At 68.3% G+C, this 17,791-nt stretch carries 18 protein-coding genes; 8 read left to right on the top strand and 10 right to left on the bottom strand.

The features are described 5' to 3' along the window. The first annotated feature begins 4 nt into the window (after positions 1-4). The gene (locus tag CFB35_RS23810; RefSeq protein WP_059585121.1) at positions 5-943 is read left to right on the top strand and encodes an alpha/beta fold hydrolase; all 939 of its coding nucleotides are present in this window, start codon (positions 5-7) and stop codon (positions 941-943) included. Here the strand turns inward: CFB35_RS23810 and CFB35_RS23815 are convergent. From CFB35_RS23815 to CFB35_RS23825, 3 genes are all read right to left on the bottom strand, one after another. Further along, on the bottom strand, positions 904-1,458 hold the full coding sequence (locus tag CFB35_RS23815) for a putative glycolipid-binding domain-containing protein (protein ID WP_059584913.1): 555 nt from the start codon (positions 1,456-1,458) through the stop codon (positions 904-906). The two genes, CFB35_RS23810 and CFB35_RS23815, sit on opposite strands and share 40 nt — an antisense overlap. Before the next feature lie 252 nt (positions 1,459-1,710). Continuing rightward, complete coding sequence (locus tag CFB35_RS23820) at positions 1,711-2,121, bottom strand: type II toxin-antitoxin system VapC family toxin (protein WP_060009289.1); 411 nt, start codon at positions 2,119-2,121, stop codon at positions 1,711-1,713. Next, positions 2,112-2,366 (bottom strand): type II toxin-antitoxin system Phd/YefM family antitoxin, encoded by a 255-nt coding sequence (locus CFB35_RS23825; RefSeq protein ID WP_059584911.1) that lies wholly within the window; start codon positions 2,364-2,366, stop codon positions 2,112-2,114. The genes CFB35_RS23820 and CFB35_RS23825 overlap by 10 nt, the downstream gene beginning before the upstream one ends. Before the next feature lie 458 nt (positions 2,367-2,824). Here CFB35_RS23825 and CFB35_RS23830 point away from each other — a divergent pair, with 458 nt between their 5' ends. The 4 genes from CFB35_RS23830 (at position 2,825) to CFB35_RS23845 (ending at position 9,759) form a co-directional block, all read left to right on the top strand. Further along, positions 2,825-3,715, top strand: a complete 891-nt coding sequence (locus tag CFB35_RS23830) for an urea transporter (RefSeq protein WP_089465625.1) — start codon at positions 2,825-2,827, stop codon at positions 3,713-3,715. Beyond that, positions 3,693-4,466 carry a class II aldolase/adducin family protein gene (locus tag CFB35_RS23835; protein ID WP_089465626.1) on the top strand — a complete coding sequence of 258 codons (774 nt, stop codon included), beginning with the start codon at positions 3,693-3,695 and terminating at the stop codon, positions 4,464-4,466. The genes CFB35_RS23830 and CFB35_RS23835 overlap by 23 nt, the downstream gene beginning before the upstream one ends. 65 nt (positions 4,467-4,531) lie before the next feature. Next, the gene (locus CFB35_RS23840; RefSeq protein WP_011547447.1) at positions 4,532-4,720 is read left to right on the top strand and encodes a 4-oxalocrotonate tautomerase; all 189 of its coding nucleotides are present in this window, start codon (positions 4,532-4,534) and stop codon (positions 4,718-4,720) included. A 197-nt stretch (positions 4,721-4,917) separates the two neighbouring features. Next, positions 4,918-9,759: an NAD-glutamate dehydrogenase gene (locus CFB35_RS23845; protein ID WP_059584908.1), complete on the top strand. Its 4,842-nt coding sequence runs from the start codon at positions 4,918-4,920 to the stop codon at positions 9,757-9,759. Between the two features lie 22 nt (positions 9,760-9,781). Here CFB35_RS23845 and CFB35_RS23850 read toward each other — a convergent pair whose 3' ends face one another. The 6 genes from CFB35_RS23850 to CFB35_RS23875 all read right to left on the bottom strand — a co-directional run bounded on the left by CFB35_RS23850 (position 9,782) and on the right by CFB35_RS23875 (position 14,732). Continuing rightward, positions 9,782-10,645 (bottom strand): class I SAM-dependent methyltransferase, encoded by an 864-nt coding sequence (locus CFB35_RS23850; RefSeq protein WP_059898034.1) that lies wholly within the window; start codon positions 10,643-10,645, stop codon positions 9,782-9,784. A gap of 7 nt (positions 10,646-10,652) precedes the next feature. Then, positions 10,653-11,003 (bottom strand): glyoxalase/bleomycin resistance/extradiol dioxygenase family protein, encoded by a 351-nt coding sequence (locus CFB35_RS23855; RefSeq protein WP_059584906.1) that lies wholly within the window; start codon positions 11,001-11,003, stop codon positions 10,653-10,655. 1 nt (position 11,004) lies between these two features. Next, positions 11,005-11,181, bottom strand: a complete 177-nt coding sequence (locus CFB35_RS23860; RefSeq protein ID WP_059584905.1) for a ribbon-helix-helix protein, CopG family — start codon at positions 11,179-11,181, stop codon at positions 11,005-11,007. A gap of 100 nt (positions 11,182-11,281) precedes the next feature. Next, positions 11,282-12,112 carry an arylamine N-acetyltransferase gene (locus CFB35_RS23865; RefSeq protein WP_059584904.1) on the bottom strand — a complete coding sequence of 277 codons (831 nt, stop codon included), beginning with the start codon at positions 12,110-12,112 and terminating at the stop codon, positions 11,282-11,284. Between the two features lie 126 nt (positions 12,113-12,238). Beyond that, the gene (locus CFB35_RS23870; RefSeq protein WP_059584903.1) at positions 12,239-12,928 is read right to left on the bottom strand and encodes a hypothetical protein; all 690 of its coding nucleotides are present in this window, start codon (positions 12,926-12,928) and stop codon (positions 12,239-12,241) included. Between the two features lie 319 nt (positions 12,929-13,247). Beyond that, positions 13,248-14,732: an amidase gene (locus CFB35_RS23875; protein WP_059584902.1), complete on the bottom strand. Its 1,485-nt coding sequence runs from the start codon at positions 14,730-14,732 to the stop codon at positions 13,248-13,250. A gap of 360 nt (positions 14,733-15,092) precedes the next feature. On the opposite strand from CFB35_RS23875, the gene CFB35_RS23880 reads away from it, so the two are divergent. The 3 genes from CFB35_RS23880 (at position 15,093) to CFB35_RS23890 (ending at position 16,877) form a co-directional block, all read left to right on the top strand. Continuing rightward, the gene (locus CFB35_RS23880) at positions 15,093-15,527 is read left to right on the top strand and encodes a universal stress protein (RefSeq protein ID WP_059584901.1); all 435 of its coding nucleotides are present in this window, start codon (positions 15,093-15,095) and stop codon (positions 15,525-15,527) included. A gap of 476 nt (positions 15,528-16,003) precedes the next feature. Continuing rightward, positions 16,004-16,252, top strand: a complete 249-nt coding sequence (locus CFB35_RS23885; RefSeq protein WP_059584900.1) for a hypothetical protein — start codon at positions 16,004-16,006, stop codon at positions 16,250-16,252. Positions 16,253-16,403: 151 nt separating this feature from the next. Continuing rightward, complete coding sequence (locus CFB35_RS23890; RefSeq protein WP_059584899.1) at positions 16,404-16,877, top strand: nuclear transport factor 2 family protein; 474 nt, start codon at positions 16,404-16,406, stop codon at positions 16,875-16,877. A gap of 24 nt (positions 16,878-16,901) precedes the next feature. Here the strand turns inward: CFB35_RS23890 and CFB35_RS23895 are convergent, their stop codons facing one another. Further along, positions 16,902-17,687, bottom strand: a complete 786-nt coding sequence (locus CFB35_RS23895) for a BPL-N domain-containing protein (RefSeq protein WP_226093935.1) — start codon at positions 17,685-17,687, stop codon at positions 16,902-16,904. Between the last annotated feature and the right edge of the window lie 104 nt (positions 17,688-17,791).

Here is a 17,791-nt window from a genome sequence, read left to right on the forward strand (position 1 = left end):
CGCGATGGCGCGCGCTCACGAGATGCTGACCGTCCCGTCCGGCGACGTGAAACTCGCCGTCTACGTCAGCGGGCCGCGTCGCGCGCCGCCGCTGATCCTCGTGCATGGCTACCCCGACTCGGCGGCCGTGTGGGCGCCGATCCGCGCGCGGCTCGCGAAGCGCTACCGCGTGATCGCGTACGACGTGCGCGGCGCCGGCGCATCCGACGCGCCGCGCCGCCGCGCCGACTACACGCTCGAGCGGCTCGCCGGCGACCTGAAGGCGGTGGCCGACGCAACCTGCGGCGGCCGGCCGTTCCACCTCGTCGGCCACGACTGGGGCTCGATCCAGTGCTGGGAGGCCGTGACCGACCCTGCGTTGCGCGGCCGCATCGCGTCGTACACGTCGATCTCGGGCCCGTGCCTCGATCACGTGTTCCGCGCGAAGATGCGGCTCAAGCAGAGCCTGAAATCGTGGTACATCGCGTTCTTCCATCTGCCGCTCGTACCGTCGCTGGTGTGGCGGCTCGGCGGCGCCGCGCTGTGGCCGCGCTGGCTGCAGATCACGGAGCGCGTGCGCGCCGAGCGCGATCCCGCGCAACTGAAGAACGCGCTGAATGGAATGCAGATGTACCGCGCGAACTTCATCGCGCGGGCCCGCAAGCCGCGTGAACGGTATGCGCAGGCGCCGGTGCAGATCCTGGTGCCCGTGCGCGACCGCTACGTGACGCCCGAGATGTCGGCCGACCTCGACCGCTGGCTCGGCGAGCACGTGCGCGAGGAAATCGACGGCGCGCACTGGATCGTGCTGCGCCATCCGGACCTGATCGCGTCGCGGATCGACCGGTTCGCGTCCGCGCATGAAGGGGCCGCGGTCGCGGCAGTACCGGCGGCGACGCCGGCCATGCGGACGGGAGCGGCCATTCAGCGCAGCGGCGGCAAACGCTTGAACAGCGTTTCGTAGTCGATCACGAGCCCGTCGTCGTCGATGTCCATCTCCGCCGTGAAATTCCGGAAGATGCCTTCGTATCGGTAGCGACGGCCCGGTTCGATGCACGCATAAGCCTGCTTGACCGGCGTGACCTTCAGATCCGGCGTCGAGATGTACGCGACGTCGATCGGCCGTCGCTCGCCGCGCGCGAGGCCGAGGCGGCCGATCGGCAGCGAATTCGTGAACGGCGTCGCAGCGATGTCGATGTCGACGCAGCCGTCGAGCTCGTGCAGTTCGCGGCCTGAACCGTCGCGCCAGTGTCCGGCCCCGTCGCCGCGCAGTTCGAGCGTGCCGCCGCCCATCACCTTGAGCACCGCGCAGGTCACGCGCCATTGCGCATCGCACTCGACGCGATACGCCAGCCCGTATGCACGGCCGTACCGCTGGCCGACCACCGCGCTTTCGACGACGATGCCGGAATCATTCCGGTCAAACGTCAGATGTTCGATTCCGTCGCCCTCGAGCGACGCCCACCGCAGTTCGCGCATTCTGCTGCCTCCTTGTTACCGCACATCGAGGCATCGTCACACAAATCCCGGCTATCGAGAATGCCGCCGTCGACGAGTCCAGCGCGCGTCATTCGTGTTCGGCGGCTATTGCCAGCCCCTCGAACGCCGATCGGATAGCTTCCACGACTCGCGCCGCTCCGCGCTCATCCTCGAACGGCGAACGCGGTCCACCCGGTGGCTGGCGCACCGTCCAAGGTTCAGTCCAGATTCACGCTCGCCACTCGTTCACGTTCAAGCATGTGGCACGCGCACGGTTAGCCCTGGCAAATCAGCGAAATCCGCGACGTTCAGCGTCATCAGCGCATAGCCGTGCTCAATCGCCTGCGCTGCAATCCACAGATCGTTGTAGCGCGGCCGCGGCGAGCGGCCCGCCTGCTTGACAGCAGCAGCCAGCACCCCGAAAGCGGCCGCAGTGTGGCGCGTGACTTCAAGCACAGGTCGGCGCTCAAGTTGGCGCAAATGGGCGGCGCGCCGCGCGCGTTTGGCAGCGTCCGCGCAAGCCTGCACGCCGAATGCCAGTTCGCCCAACGAAATCGTCGAGATGAACACAGGCGCATCGCCCGCCGTGTCGATCACGGCACGCGATTCGATCGTGCCGCCGGCCAGCCCCACCCACACGCAACTGTCGATGATCATGCCCACGGATCACGAACTCCGTCTTCGAAGCCGCTGCGACTATCTCGCAGCCAACGGGCTGCGTCCTCGGCGTCGAAACTTGCAGGCAGGCCTTCGAGCGCTTGTGCGGCGTCCATAACGGGCTCGGCCGGGACCAGCCGCGCGATCACGGTCTGGTTGCGTTCGACCACGATCGTCTCACGGCGTTGGGCGACCTGATCGAGGATCTGGCGAGTATGGCGGGCCAGTTCAGTTGCGGTAATGGTGACCATGGCGTCTCCGGGACGAGTAATACGTATTGTACGTATTATACGCATTCAATGCCCGGTGCGAGAACGAATGGCTGAACGTGGCGGGCTTCGTGGGCGAGTCGAGACCCAGAGTCCCCTTGCCGCACGGTTCTACAACAGCGCATTCGCGAGAGCAGACCTCGCTATCGAGCTTCGGTCCGCGTCCGGCGGGCGTGGTCGAACCGCAACCATATCGCCTTGAGATCACAGCCTGGTCGGGCTCTCGGAGCGATACGCGATTTCGTCCAACGTTGGGTCGTCGTGGTCAACATGACCGGGGCGCCGAGCCGCTCGGCGAAGTCGACTACACCCGCGCCGAATACACACCGACCATGCCCCACATCAGCGCATCCGCCACAAATCCTGACTATCCAGAATTCCCTATTCCGGTGCATTGAAACGTGCCCTATGCTCGCGGCTTGTCCTGCTCCGCCGCCATCATGCCTACCGCCCTCCCCGCCTCGCCGTCGATCGACCTGCGCATCCTGCTGCGCGGCGTCGGGCAGATCGTGCTCCAGGCGCATGCGCTCACCGGCGCGCTGCTCCTGGCCGCGCTGGCGCTGACCGACCTGCGGCTCGCATGCGCGGCGCTGGTCGGCTCGGCCGCCGCGAGCATGACGGCCGTGCTGACGGGCGCCGAGCGCCGCGACGTCGAACAGGGGCTGCACGGCTTCAACGGTGCGCTGGCCGCGCTGATCGCCGTCCTGTTCGCGCCCGGTCAACTCGCCGCCATCGCGCTGGTGCCGCTGGTCGCGATCGGCGCGGCGCTCGTGCAACGCGCGATGCGGGCGCCGCTCGCCCGCTGGCGCCAGTGCCCGTATTCGAGCCCGTGCCTGGCCGTCACCGCGCTGTGGCTGCCGTTTGTCGCGTCGCAGCATGCGGACGGCGCGAGCGCCGATCCCGTGCCGACGCTCGCTTCCGCAACCGACGCGCTGCTGTCGGGCGTCGCTCAGACCACCTTCGCGCAAGGCGCCTGGGCCGGCGCGCTGGTCGTCGCCGGTCTCGCCGTCGCATCGCGCCGCGCGGCCGCGTTCGCACTCGGCGGTGCGATCGCGTCGACCGTGCTGCTCGTCGCGCTCGGCGCGAGCGACGCATCGTTCGCCGATGGCCTGCTCAGCTTCAATGGCGCGCTCGCCGCGCTCGCGCTGATGTCGCGCGGGCCGCGTGCGGCGCTCGCGGCCGCCGCCCTCGCCGCGCTGATCCAGTGGCTCGCGATGCGCGCAGGCATTACCCTGTTCACGGCCCCGTTCGCGCTCGCGTCATGGGTGACCGTAGCCGTCGCGCGCCGCCTCACCCTCGGAGAACCCGATGTCATTCGCACACCGTCCTGATGCCGTGAAGCCCGGCGGCCCGATCTCGGACGCCGAACGCAAGCTGCGCGTCGACCTCGCCGCCGCGTACCGGCTCGTCGCGCTGAACGGCTGGGACGACCTGATCTACACGCATCTGTCCGCAACCGTGCCGGGCGAGCCGGGCCACTTCCTGATCAACCCGTTCGGCCTGACCTTCGACGAGGTCCGCGCATCGAACCTCGTGAAGATCGATCTGGCCGGCAACCGGATCGGCGACGGCGAGCACGCGGTCAACGTGACCGGCTTCGCGCTGCATGCGGCCGTGCACGCCGCGCGCGCGGACGCCGTCTGCGTGATGCACCTGCACAATACGGCCGGCATCGCCGTGTCGATCCAGCGCGACGGGCTGTTGCCGGCGTCGCAGCACGCGCTGCGCTTTCATGGCGATCTCGCGTACCACGAGTACGAGGCGCTCGCGTTCTCGCCGGACGAAGGCGCGCGGCTGACGGCGAGCCTCGGCGCGAAATCCGCGATGCTGCTGCGCAATCACGGCACGCTGACGGTGGGCCGGACCGTCGCCGAAGCGTACGTGCTGATGGATACGCTGATCAAGGCGTGCGACATCCAGTTGCGCGCGCAAGCAGGCGGCGGGCCCCTCGTGCTGCCGGAACCGGCCATCGCCGAGCGCACCGCCGAACAACTGCGCGACGGCGGCGCGATCGAGGGCGAACTGGAATGGCCGGCGCTGCTGCGCCGGCTCGACCGGATCGATCCGTCGTATCGCGACTGACGCCGCATCCGCACCGTGCCGAATCGCTCGTCGTCAATCGTTCAATCCCAACCGGAGCATGTGTCATGCCGACTTTCAATATCCAGCTGTTCGAAGGCCGCACCGTCGAGCAAAAGCGCGCATTCGTCGAAGCAATCACGCGCGTCACGTGCGAGACGCTCGGCTGCGCGCCGGGCTCGGTCGATATCATTCTCACCGACGTGAAGAAGGAGAACTGGGCGACGGCCGGAAAGCTGTGGAGCGATGAGGGTTGAGCGACACGGGCGGCGTCGCTTCGGCGTCGTCTGCCCGGTGCCGCACCCAAACCCTACCCCGCGGCGCCCGCGACAGGCGCCGCACGCGGGCGCCTTCGCCCGCCGCCGTTGTGCGCCCGCACATCGCTTCGTCACGCAATCGGCGCATAATGCGGGACAGACGCAGCAGCCGATGGCCACCCGACGAGGAGACCGCCATGGAAGCGAAGAACGAGGAAGTCGTCGCACACCTGCTCTCCGATGTCGTCGAATTCGCGCGCGCTCGCCTGCCCGACGCCACGTTCCGGATCGTCGAACCCTTCCTGCGTCATTACTACGACTTCGTCGATGCGGACGATCTGCAGAGCCGCGGCATCGCCGACCTGTACGGCGCCGCGATGGCGCACTGGCAGACCGCCCAGAAATTCGTGCCCGGCAGCGAACGCCTGCGCGTGTACAACCCGATCCTCGAACAGCACGGCTGGCATTCCGACCACACGGTGATCGAGATCGTCAACGACGACATGCCGTTCCTCGTCGACTCGGTGACGATGGCCATCAACCGTCTCGGGCTCGCGCTGCATTCGGCGCTGCATCCGGTGTTCCGCATCTGGCGCGGCGCCGGCGGCGGCATCGAGCGGGTCGACGCGGGCGGCGCGACGTCCGGCGACGGCCAGTCGCAACTCGCGTCGTTCATCCATTTCGAAGTCGACCGCTGCGGCGACGCCGCGTTGCTCGACACGCTGCGCGAGGACATCGCGCGCGTGCTCGGCGACGTGCGCGCGTCGGTGGAAGATTGGCCGAAGATCGTCGACATCGCCCGCGCGACGATCAAGGAGATGAAGGCGCGCGAATCGACCGCGGAGGACATCGAGGCGCGCGCGTTCCTCGAATGGATGGCCGCCGATCACTTCACGTTCCTCGGCCAGCGCGACTACGCGCTCGTATCGGACGGCACGGGTTTCGGCCTGCGCGGCATCGAGGGCTCGGGCTTCGGCATCCTGCGCGAATCGTTGCGCACGTCCGGCGCGCCCGACGTGACGCCGCTGCCGCCGGCCGCCGCCGAGATCATCACCGGCCCCTGGCCGATCTTCCTGACCAAGGCGAATTCGCGCGCGACCGTGCACCGGCCCGGCTATCTCGACTACGTCGGCGTGAAGCTCGTCGGTGCCGACGGCAAGGTCACCGGCGAGCGCCGCTTCATCGGCCTCTACACGTCGACCGCCTATTTCGGTTCGTTCACCGAGATCCCGATCGTGCGCCGCAAGTGCGCGAACATCGTGCGGCGTGCGGGCTTCCTGCCGAAGGGGCATCTCGGCAAATCGCTCGTGACGGTGCTCGAAACCTATCCGCGCGACGAACTGTTCCAGGCCGACGAAGACCGGCTCTACGACATCGCGCTCGGCATCCTGCGCCTGCAGGAACACCAGCGCACGCGGCTGTTCGTGCGCCGCGACCGCTTCGACCGCTTCGTGTCGTGTCTCGTGTTCGTGCCGCGCGACAAGTACAACACCGATCTGCGCCGCCGCATCGCGAAGCTGCTGGTCGATGCGTACAACGGCGTGAACGTCGAGTTCACGCCGCTGCTGTCGGAATCGGCGCTCGCGCGCATTCATTTCGTCGTGCATGCGGAACCGGGCACGATGCCCGACGTCGACACGCGCGAGCTCGAAACGCGGCTCGTGCAGGTCACGCGCCGCTGGCAGGACGATCTCGCCGACGCGCTGCTCGACACATTCGGCGAAGAGCAAGGCAACCGCCTGCTGCAGCGCTATGCCGATTCGTTCCCCGCCGGCTATCGCGACGACTACCCGGCGCGCACGGCCGTGCGCGACATCGAGCTGATCGAGCGCGTGAAGGACTCGGGCCAGCTCGCGATGAACCTGTACCGCCCGATCGAGGCCGAGCCGCGCGCGTTCCGCTTCAAGGTGTATCGCGCGGGCGACCCGATCGCGCTGTCGCGCAGCCTGCCGATGCTCGAACATCTCGGCGTGCGCGTCGACGAGGAGCGGCCGTACCGGATCCAGACGCAGGACGCCGCGCATGCATGGGTACACGATTTCGGCCTCGAGCTCGCCGACGATACCGAGTTCGACATCGAGCGCGTGAAAGGCCTGTTCGAGGATGCGTTCGACCGGATCTGGAGCGGCCGGATCGAAAACGACGACTTCAACCGTCTCGTGCTGCGCGCGCACCTGAGCGCACGCGAAGTGACGATCCTGCGCGCGTATGCGAAATACCTGCGGCAGGTCGGCTCGACCTTCAGCGACGCGTATATCGAACGCGCGCTGACCGGCAATCCGGCGATCGCGCGGCAACTCGTCGCGCTGTTCCTGCTGCGCTTCGACCCGCGCATCGGCGACACGCGCGACGTGCAGGCCGAACGGCTGCTGAAGGCGATCGAAGGCGCGCTCGACCAGGTGCCGAACCTCGACGAGGACCGCATCCTGCGCCAGTTCCTCGGCGTGATCAACGCCACCGAGCGCACGAACTATTTCCTCGCCGACGCGAACGGCGAATCGAAGCCGTACCTGTCGTTCAAGTTCAACCCGGCGAAGGTGCCCGGCCTGCCCGAACCGAAGCCGATGTTCGAGATCTGGGTGTATTCGCCGCGCGTCGAGGGCGTGCACCTGCGCGGCGGGCGCGTCGCGCGCGGCGGCCTGCGCTGGTCGGATCGCCGCGAGGATTTCCGCACCGAGGTGCTCGGGCTGATGAAGGCGCAGATGGTGAAGAACGTCGTGATCGTGCCGGTCGGCTCGAAAGGCGGCTTCGTCGTGAAGAACCCGCCGCCGCAGACCGATCGCGAAGCCTGGATGCGCGAAGGCATCGCGTGCTACCAGACGTTCCTGCGCGGGCTGCTCGACCTCACCGACAACCTCGCCGGCAACGCGATCGTGCCGCCGCCCGACGTCGTGCGCCACGACCCCGACGATCCGTACCTGGTCGTCGCCGCCGACAAGGGCACGGCCACCTTCTCCGACTACGCGAACGCGATCTCGCACGAATACGGCTTCTGGCTCGACGATGCGTTCGCGTCCGGCGGCTCGGTCGGCTACGACCACAAGAAGATGGCGATCACCGCGCGCGGCGCGTGGGAATCGGTGAAGCGGCACTTCCGGGAGATGGGCATCGACACGCAGACGACCGACTTCACCGTGGTCGGCGTCGGCGACATGTCGGGCGACGTGTTCGGCAACGGGATGCTGCTGTCGCCGCATATCCGGCTCGTCGCCGCGTTCGATCACCGGCACATCTTCCTCGACCCGAACCCCGACCCGGCGACGAGCTTCGCGGAGCGCCAGCGCATGTTCGCGCTCGAACGCTCGAGCTGGGCCGACTACGACGCGGCCGCGATTTCGCCGGGCGGCGGCGTGTATCCGCGCACCGCGAAGACGATCCCGCTGTCGCCGGCGGTACAGGCCGCGCTCGGCATCGACGCGCACGCGCTGCCGCCGACCGAGCTGATCCGCGCGATCCTGCAGGCGCCGGTCGACCTGCTGTACAACGGCGGCATCGGCACCTACGTGAAGGCCGCGCGCGAAACCCACGCGCAGGTCGGCGACCGCGCGAACGACACGGTGCGCGTGAACGGCGCGGACCTGCGCTGCAAGGTCGTCGGCGAAGGCGGCAATCTCGGCTGCACGCAGTTCGGCCGCATCGAGTTCGCGCAGCGCGGCGGCCGCATCAACACCGATGCGATCGACAACTCGGCCGGCGTCGATTGTTCGGATCACGAAGTCAACATCAAGATCCTGCTCGGGCTCGTCGTGTCCGACGGCGAGATGACCGAGAAGCAGCGCAACGCGCTGCTCGCCGAGATGACCGACGAAGTCGGGCTGCTCGTGCTGCGCGACAACTACTACCAGACGCAGGCGCTGTCGATCGCGGGCCGCTATGCGGTCGAGCTGCTCGACGCCGAGGCGCGCCTGATGCGCTGGCTCGAACGCGCGGGCCGCCTGAACCGCGTGATCGAATTCCTGCCGACCGACGACGAAGTCGCCGAGCGGCAGGCCGCGAAGCTCGGCCTCACGTCGCCGGAGCGCGCGGTGCTGCTCGCGTACAGCAAGATGTGGCTCTACGACGCGCTGCTCGAATCCGACGTGCCCGAGGATCCGCTGGTAGCGGCGATGCTCGTCGACTACTTCCCGAAGCCGCTGCAGCAGCGCTTCAGCGAGCCGATGCGCCGCCATCCGCTGCGCCGCGAGATTCTCGCGACGCACCTGACCAACGCGCTCGTGAACCGCGTCGGCTGCGCATTCGTGCACCGGCTGATGGAGGAAACCGACGCGAAGCCCGGCGACATCGTGCGCGCATGCATCATGGCGCGCGACGTGTTCGACCTCGATGCGGTGTGGCGCGACATCGACGCGCTCGACAACCGCGTCGCCGACGACGTGCAGGCGCGCATGTTCGTCGACGTCGCGCGGCTGCTGGAGCGCGCGGCGCTGTGGTTCCTGCGTCACCTGCAAGCGGGCGCGGTGGCCGACGGCGGCGTCGCCGAGCTGATCGCGCGTTGCCGCGACGCCGCACAGCGGCTCGCGCCGCAACTGCCGTCGCTGCTGCCGGCGGACGATCTCGATGCGCTGTCCGAGCGGCAGCGCGTGCTCGTGGATGCCGGCGTCGACAGCGCGCTCGCGGTACGCGTCGCGAGCGGCGACATCTCGGCCGCGCTGCTCGACATCGCCGAAGTGGCCGCGACCTGCAACCGCAGCCTCGAACCCGTCGCGGGCGTCTATTTCTCGCTCGGCACGCTGCTCAATTACGGGTGGATCGGCGAACGCGCGGCGACCCTGCCGACACCGACGCACTGGGACATGCTCGCGCGCGCCGCCGCACTCGCGGAAGTCGCGCGGCTCAAGCGCACGCTCGCGACGAGCGCGCTCGCGGAATCGCCGGACTCGACCACGCCGGACACGATCGTCGGTGCGTGGCGCGCGCGCCGCGAGGCCGCGCTCGCGCGTTACGAGCATCTACTCGCGGATCTGCGTGCGTCCGGCGGCGCGAGCCTCGCGGTGCTGCTCGTGGTCGTGCGGGAAATGGCCGTGCTCGAACGCGCGTGACGGGAACGACGGGCGCGACGGGTCAGACCGTCGCGACGAGCAATTCTTCCGCGGGGTTCGGCGGCCGCAGGCCATCCGTGCGGTCGGCGAAATAACGGCGCGTCAGCTCGGCGGCCGACACGTGTTCCGCCTTCGCGAAGCCGGCCTCCAGGGCGAGCGCCTGGATCTGGTCCGGCATGAAGAAGCTGATGAACGGCGTGCCGCTCGCGTGCGCGCCCTTCGCGGCCATTTCCATCCCCGGGCGCACGTCCGGATCTGCATTGTCCAGCGGCAACAGGAACGTCATCGCGAACGTCGAACCGGGCGCGAGCGATGCGACTTCGCGCAGCGCGGCCGCATTCGCTTCGCGCGTCAGGTACATGCTGACGCCGGTGGACACCACGACCGCTGGCTGGCCGGCATCGAAGCCCGCGCCGACGAGCGCGTCGCGCCACGACTGCTTCGCTTCGAAATCGACCGGTACGAAGCGCAGCCAGTCGGGCACGCCGAAGCCGAGTTCGACCAGGCGGCGCTGCTTCCAGCGCTGCGGCGCCGGCTGGTCGACTTCGAATACCGTCACGCACGACGCCATGTCCGGCCGGCGCTGCACGAAACTGTCGAGCCCCGCGCCGAGGATCACGTACTGGCTCACGCCGCGCGCGACCTGCTCGGCCACGAGGTCCTCGATGAAGCGCGCTCGCGCGACGATCGACGCACGAAACGGCCGCGTGAACTGCGGATCCATGTCGCCGCGCTGCTGCCAGCCGGGTGCCGGCGCGAGCAATTGCAACCCGATCTCGTCGGCGAGCACATGCGGCGGCGCGTCGAGTTCGACGTGCAGCGCGCGCCACAGCGCGACACGCGCGGCCGTGCTGTCGGGTGCGTCGTCTTCGCGGATATCCGTCATGTCGACCTCATGCGCCCTGCTTGCCCGGCGCCTGCAGGCGCCACACGCGACCGTCCGGATCGCGCACGGTCATGTCGCGCGTGCCCCAGTGCGTGTCCTCGAACGGGGTGACGACATCGACGATCGGCTGCGGCTGCACCGCCTGCTCGTCGGCCACCTTGATGACGACCTGCATGTCGGGCTTTTCGCTCGGCGGCACTTCGGCGATGAACAGGAACGGGCCGTCGCCGCTGCGCAACTGGCCCGACTGGTGATCGGTTTCGAATTCCAGCCTGAAGCCCAGCGCCTGAAAGAACTTCGCCGACTTGCCCCAGTTGTGCGTGGTCAGGTACACAGCTTCGATCCGTTCGGACGACATGTCACTTCTCCTTGTTGGACGGCTCCGCGCCGGGCGGCGGCGCGGCCAGATACGCGCGCAACGCGTCGGCCACCAGCGCGGACAGCGATTGCTCCGTCTCGATGGCGCGATGCTTGACCTGCCGGATCAGGCCGAGCGGCAGGTACACGTTGAATTGCTTCACTTCTTCGTCGGTCATGGGTACTAGTATGCTAGCAATCTAGCAAAAGTCAACGGAGGACGATGGCGGGATGATCGCGGCCCATGTGCCGAGCCGCCGTCGGATGCCCTGCGTCGCGTTACCGCGCAGCGCGCGCCGCAAGCCGCGCGAACAGCGCGTCGAGATCGAATCCCGCCGTATCGATGCCGATCGTGTCGCGCAGGCACGCGGCCCAGTCGGCTGCATTGTCGAACGCGATCGTGCGCCCGGCCCCCGCCGCGTCGCGCAGCGTCAGCACGGTATTGAGCAGCGCCGCGCGGCCGTCCGGCAGCACGCGGCACGCGATCAGGTCGTTCACGAAGATCGATTCGGGATACGTCGACGTGAACCAGTTCGCGGCTTCGTAATCGATCCATTCGGCCGGCTTCAGCGAGAAGCGGTAAGTCGTCTGCCAGCCGTCGGGAATTTCGAACTGCATGTCGAATTCGCCGTCGACCGGTGCGTCGATCACGCGGAACGCGCCGTGCGGCGTCAGTTGCCGCTCGCCCGGCACGAAGCGCAGCGGCGCGGTCAGCGTCGCGCTGCCGAAGCCGATGTCCGCGAGCCACACCGCGCCGTCGAGGTCGATGCGCAGCAGCATGTGCGTCTGCGCGGTGACGATCTCGGGCGGCCGCATCCAGCGCACGCGCGCGATCAGCGGCGTCACGCGAAAGCCGATCGTCGTGAGCGCGGTGTAGAACAACTTGTTGAGTTCGAAGCAGTAACCGCCGCGGCGGCGCTCGATCAACTTGTCGACGATCGCGGGCAGGTCGAGCGCGACGCGCGCGCCGGTCAGCGGATTGAGGTTTTCGAATGGAATCGCCTGCGGATGCAGCAGGTGCAGCCGGCGCAGCACGTCGAGCGTCGGCTCGGCCGGGCCGTCGTAGCCGATGCGGGAGAAATAGCGCGAGAGGTCGAACGAGTCAGTCATGAACCGGCACCGATAAAAGGAACACGCCACGATAGCATCGCGCGAAATCCCCATGGTGTGCGGGACGATCGTTCGTGGCCGGCGCGCGCGATGCCGGCGACGCATCGCGCACGCATCCGCGCGACGTTACGGCAGCAGCTTCAGTGCGGACGACGCGACCGACGGCACCGAAATGCCCTGGCTCGTCGCGAACTGCACGGCCTGGCCGAGCGTCGCGGCGAGCGACTGCAACTGGCCCGGCGCGCTTTGCGCGATATACGTCGCGGCCTGCATGTTCTGCGGATTGAGGCCCGATTGCAGCAGCGACGCCGCGCTCGTCGAGCCGAGATTGCCGAGCCCCGACTGCAGTTGCGAATACTGCGTGAGCCCCTGCCCGAGCGAGGCGAGGCCGTTGCTGAACGCCTGCTTGTCGATCGGGCCGTGCGTGGCGCCGCCGCTCGCGAACGCCTGGCCGAGCGCCTGCGACACCGATTGCTGCGCGCCGCCCATCTGCGACAGCGTGGCCGGCGACAGCGCATCGCCGCCGGACAACTGGCTCGCGGCCTGCTGCGCCTGCCCGGCCGCGCCCGTCAGCCCCATCGCCGATGCGAGCGACGACTGGCCACTCAGCACCTGCTGGTTCGCGCCGACATAGGCCTGCAGCAACTGAGCGACACCGCCCTGCGCCGGCGCTGCCGCCTGCTGCTGCCCGCCGCCGAGCAGCGACGCGCCGATCGACTGCAGGTCGAGCTGCGCGTGTGCGGTGCCGCTCACCAGGATGCCGAACGCGATGCCTGCCGAGGCCAGATACCGGCCCGTCGCGCGAATGTGCTTCATGTGTTTTCCTCGTGCCCGAATGATCGAGGCAATATTGTCGAAGCGCGTCGCGTGCCGCCGCAACGACTGAAACACATCGAAACGAAATCACGCCGCGCCGCCGCTTGCAATTCGGCGACCGACGGGCCCCGTCGCGCGGATTCGCGTACGTTTGCCGCGCGATGCCGTGCACGCGTTGCGATTCTTTCTCCGGTTGCATCAATGAATGCCGGCTCCCGCCTGCGCCGGCGAGCTTCAAGTCGAACGATGCAAAACGAAACGGGCAGCTCGCCGCCGCCCGTTTCGTCACCCGCCTACCGGCCACCCGCCGGCCGCGGTATCACGCCGCCATCCATGCCGGCACGCGCCGCGCCACCCAGTCGGCCGCCTGCTCGTAGCCGTGCGCAAGCTGCAGCACGGCGAGATCGGCGCGCGGACGCCCGATCAGCTGCATCCCCATCGGCAATCCCGCGTCGTTGAAGCCGACCGGCACGTTGATCACCGGGCAGCCGGCGAGCGTCCACGGCACGACCGTTTCCATCCAGCGGTGGTACGTGTCCATCGCGCGCCCCGCGATCTCCTGCGGCCAGCGCTGTTCGACGTCGAACGGGAATACCTGCGCGGTCGGCGCCGCGATGAAGTCGTAACGATCGAAGAAGCTCAGCACCGCCTGATGCCACGCGGTGCGTTCGACGCTCGCGTCGAACACGGCCGCGCCCTGCATCGCGAGCAGCCCTTCGACCTCGTAGATCGCCTCGGGCTTCAGCAGCGCGCGGCGCACCGGGTCGCGATAGTGCGCGAGCAACCCGCCGCCCGACAGCAAGTGCCGGTGCGTGAGCCACAGGCGCCAGATCCGGTCGGGCGCGAACGCCGGCAGCGCGGCATCGACGTCGCAGCCGATCTCGCGCAGCGTCGCCAGCCCGCGCTCGCACTGCGCGAGCACGCCGGCCTCCGTCGCGAGATAGCCGTTCCAGTCGCCCACCCACGCGATGCGCTTGCCGCGCAGATCCGCATCGAGCGGCTGCGCGAACACGGCCGGATCCTCCGCGAGCGACAGCGGATCGTTGCGGTCGTAGCCGGCCTGGATCGCGAGCAGTTGCGCGACGTCGCCGACGGTGCGCCCCATCGGCCCTTCGATGCCGAGCTGCTGCATGAACACGTCGACGCCCGGCCAGCGCGGCACGCGGCCCTGCGACGGACGGAAGCCGACGATGTTGCAGAACGCGGCCGGATTGCGCAGCGATCCGCCGAAATCGCTGCCGTCCGCCACCGGCAGCATCCGCGACGCGAGCGCGGCCGCCGTGCCGCCGCTGCTGCCGCCCGCGCTCTTCGTCAGGTCGTACGGGTTGCGCGTCGCGCCGTAGACCTCGTTGAACGTGTGCGAACCGAGGCCGAACTCCGGCGTATTGGTCTTGCCGATGAAGATCGCACCCGCCGCGCGCATCCGCGCGACGCCGACGGAATCGGCCTGCGGCACGTTCTCGCGGAAGATCGGCGAGCCGTAGGTCGTCCGCAGCCCCTTCGTCATCGCCAGATCCTTCGGCGCCTGCGGTATCCCGTGCAGCCAGCCGCGGTACTCGCCACGCGCCAGCGCCGCATCCTTTTCCGCGGCTTCGGCCAGCAGCGCATCGGGCTCGCGCAGCGCGACGATCGCGTTGACCGCGCCGTTCACACGCTCGATGTGATCGAGATACGCACGCATCGTCTCGACGCACGAAACCGCCTTGCTGCGGATCGCCGCCGCGAGCTCGCCGGCCGACAAGCGCACGATCGGATCGACGGAAATGGAAGCGGGAGCGAGAAACTGCGGGGCGCCGTGCGGCATGCGAGGTCTCCTGGAATCGGAATGGAAGGCTCGACGGCGCTCGCTCCCATGCCCGCCGGGAGACGGTCGCGCCGCGGCCGATGCTCTACTCTACGTGACGCCGGATGCTCGACCTCCGATATTTTCCGTCGCGATTCATTGAGGATTCGACTAAATCCGGGCGCCCGACGCCGCGCTGCCCAGGCCGCCACGCCCGATGAAATCGTTTATGCGCATAAATTTAAATTTCTTATATTTCTAATAGGCGCGTCATGTGCCGGCGCCCGTTAACGACATTTTTACGCGGCCGCGCGATCTCTTTAGATGGCCCGGCCCGGCCGCGCGCTACGCTGGAAGCATCTCGTTCCCTGGATATCGCCCATGCTCAAGCTGCTGGTTCCGGTCGGCCATTCGCCGCGCTCGCTTCAGGCGGTTCGCCACGCGACATTCCTGTATCGCGAGCGCTGCGCATCGGAGGTCGTGCTCATCAACGTGCAGGCGCCGCTCGAATCCACGCGGCTCGAGGCCTATCACCCGCTGTCGCGGTTGCGCGCGATCGAAGAAAAATTCGCGGCCGGCGATCTGGCGATGGCAGAGCGGATTCTGAAGGAGGCCGGCGTCAAATACACCGTCGAGGTGAAGGTCGGCCCGGTGGCCGACACGATCGCGGCCGTGGCGACCGAAACCGGTTGCGACGAGATCGTGGTGGTCGCGCCGCGGCACGATCCGCTGCACGCGCTGATGTCGGTGTTTCGGCGCAGCGTGATGGGCCGGCTGATGCGGATTTCGAATGTGCCGGTGACGGCGGTGCAATGACGGCAACGGGGCGTGACGCGTGCGCCCCGGGCGCACGCTGTCGCGCAGCGTTTATTTGATGGCCTTGCGCCAGAACACGAAATAGGCGGCCGCCGAAGAAGCCAGCAGCAGGATGGCCCACATCGGGGCAAGACTGATCAGGACGGAAGAGACGTTCAACATTTGGATTCCTCACTATTTCGACAGCGATATTCAACATTTGCCTGCTTGCCGGACCCGATGGGTCGCCCCCGCATCGCGTTCCGTCAAATCATGCATTCATGCTATCGCTTTGAACGGCCGCGCGACCGCCGTCGCCCGCCCGCACCCTGACATTCGTCAAACTCGCGCGCATTGCCCGCCTCCCCAGCAACGGCGGAAAAACAGGACGGGATCGCCCTGCCCCGCCACCGCTTTCAGCAGACGTTTACCGGGGGAAGCCCCAAGTGCTTCGTCGGACGTGTCCGCGTTACGCTTGAGCGACGAGGAGACGAACCATGAGACGAGCCGTACATATCGCTGTTTTCGCGCTGCTGGCCTATCTCATCGGCGATCGCGCGATCCTGCACGCGCAGGGCCGCGACGCCAGCCCGCTCGCATGCGAGCAAGGCGCCGCGCAAGTGAAGGCCGATGCGCTCGGCCGCGGCTTCGGCGAAGCCGCCGCCGGCAGCCAGAGCGAGGCCTTCATGTCGGGCTGCCTGGTGACGGGACGCAGCAGCCAGGACGTTGCGATGGCGGCCCGCTGACGCGTATCATCCGGCGGCAAACCAGCCGCGCCTGAGCCGGCCGCGCCCGACGTGGCTCGCGCGGGCGTCGGCTCGCGCTGCCCGCCGCCGCTTTTCCGTTCGACGTTTCGACGAACGTCACCACCCGCCTCCCGGCGCACTCATACCCGACATGACCGATCCGAACACCGCGTTGATCCAGCGCTTCTACACGGCCTTTCAGCAGCGCGACATCGATGCGATGCTCGCGTGCTATGCCGACGACATCGTGTTCAGCGATCCCGCGTTCGGCGAACTGCGCGGCGAACTCGCGCGCGACATGTGGCGGATGCTGGTCGCGCGGGCGCAGGAATTCTCGCTGACGTTCGGCGAAGTCGCCGCGGACGGCCAGGCCGGGCGCGCGCAGTGGAGCGCGCATTACCGGTTCGCCGCGACCGGCCGAATGGTGGTCAACCGGATCGATGCGCGCTTCCGGTTTCGCGACGGACGCATCGTCGAGCATCGCGACCATTTCGACCTGTGGCGCTGGGCGCGTCAGGCGCTCGGGATGAAAGGCGCGCTGCTCGGCTGGACGCCTTTCATGCAGCGCGCGATCCGCGCGCAGGCGCGGAAGAATCTCGACGCGTATCGCGCCAAACGGCGATAAACCGCGCGCGCCGCGGCTCCTCCGCTAAGGCTTCATCGTCGCGTCGATCAGGTCGTAGGCCAGGTCCGGCACCACGCCGTCCGGGTTCTCGAGACCATTCTGGCGATACCAGCTTTGATCGGCCTCCGGATGCGGGCCGGCAAGGCCGACGCGCCCTTTGCCGTAGCGGTACGTGGCAGCCGCGATGTCCTTGTTCGGGTAGATCGCCAGCACGGTCCCGCCGGAGCCGATCGGCGCGACCGGGAGCCTCGCGCCGTCCTGAAAGTAGATCCAGCGCTTTTTCCCGCGCCAGACGACCGGCGTCACCGTGTCGGCGATGCCGTGAAGCGTCGAACCCGGCCGGCCGACCTCGGCGTCGATATCGCCGGCAACCAGCCCGAAACCCTGCGCGCCGGCCAGGTAGGCGCCCATGCACAGTCCGAGATATCGGCCGCCGTTCGCTACGTATCGCCGCACGGCCCGCATTTCGTTTCGGCCGATGCTGGCTGCCGCGCCGGGAATGTCCTGCCCGCCGCCGGGCTGCACGTAGAGCGCCGCACCGGCCAGCGCCGCGGGTGTGATCTTGAGCTTTTCCGCCGGCCCCACGTAGATCACCCGGAACCGGTGGGCCGATTCCCGCAGGCGTCTGGCGATGGTTTCGGCGCACCCGTCGCACGCGGCAGGACCGCGATAGACCAGCGCGACCGGCCGGCTCGCCGCATCCCGCGTTTCGTCGCCGGGCGCGGCCGCGTGAACGGCCGGCGACGCGACGAGCACCATCATCAGGAAAATCGCGTCTCTGGAGCGCATGTCGTGGATCGCCGGAGTCAAGGGAATCGCTGCCGCCCGGGCCGGATCGACAGGCGCGCGACGACCTCCGCCTCCCGTTCCGACACTCGATGCAAGCCGCGTGACGGCAAGCGTAGCGGCCCGAA

Origin of the sequence: Burkholderia sp. AU16482, assembly GCF_002223285.1 — a bacterium.
In the GTDB taxonomy this organism is placed as follows: Bacteria; Pseudomonadota; Gammaproteobacteria; order Burkholderiales; family Burkholderiaceae; genus Burkholderia; species Burkholderia semiarida.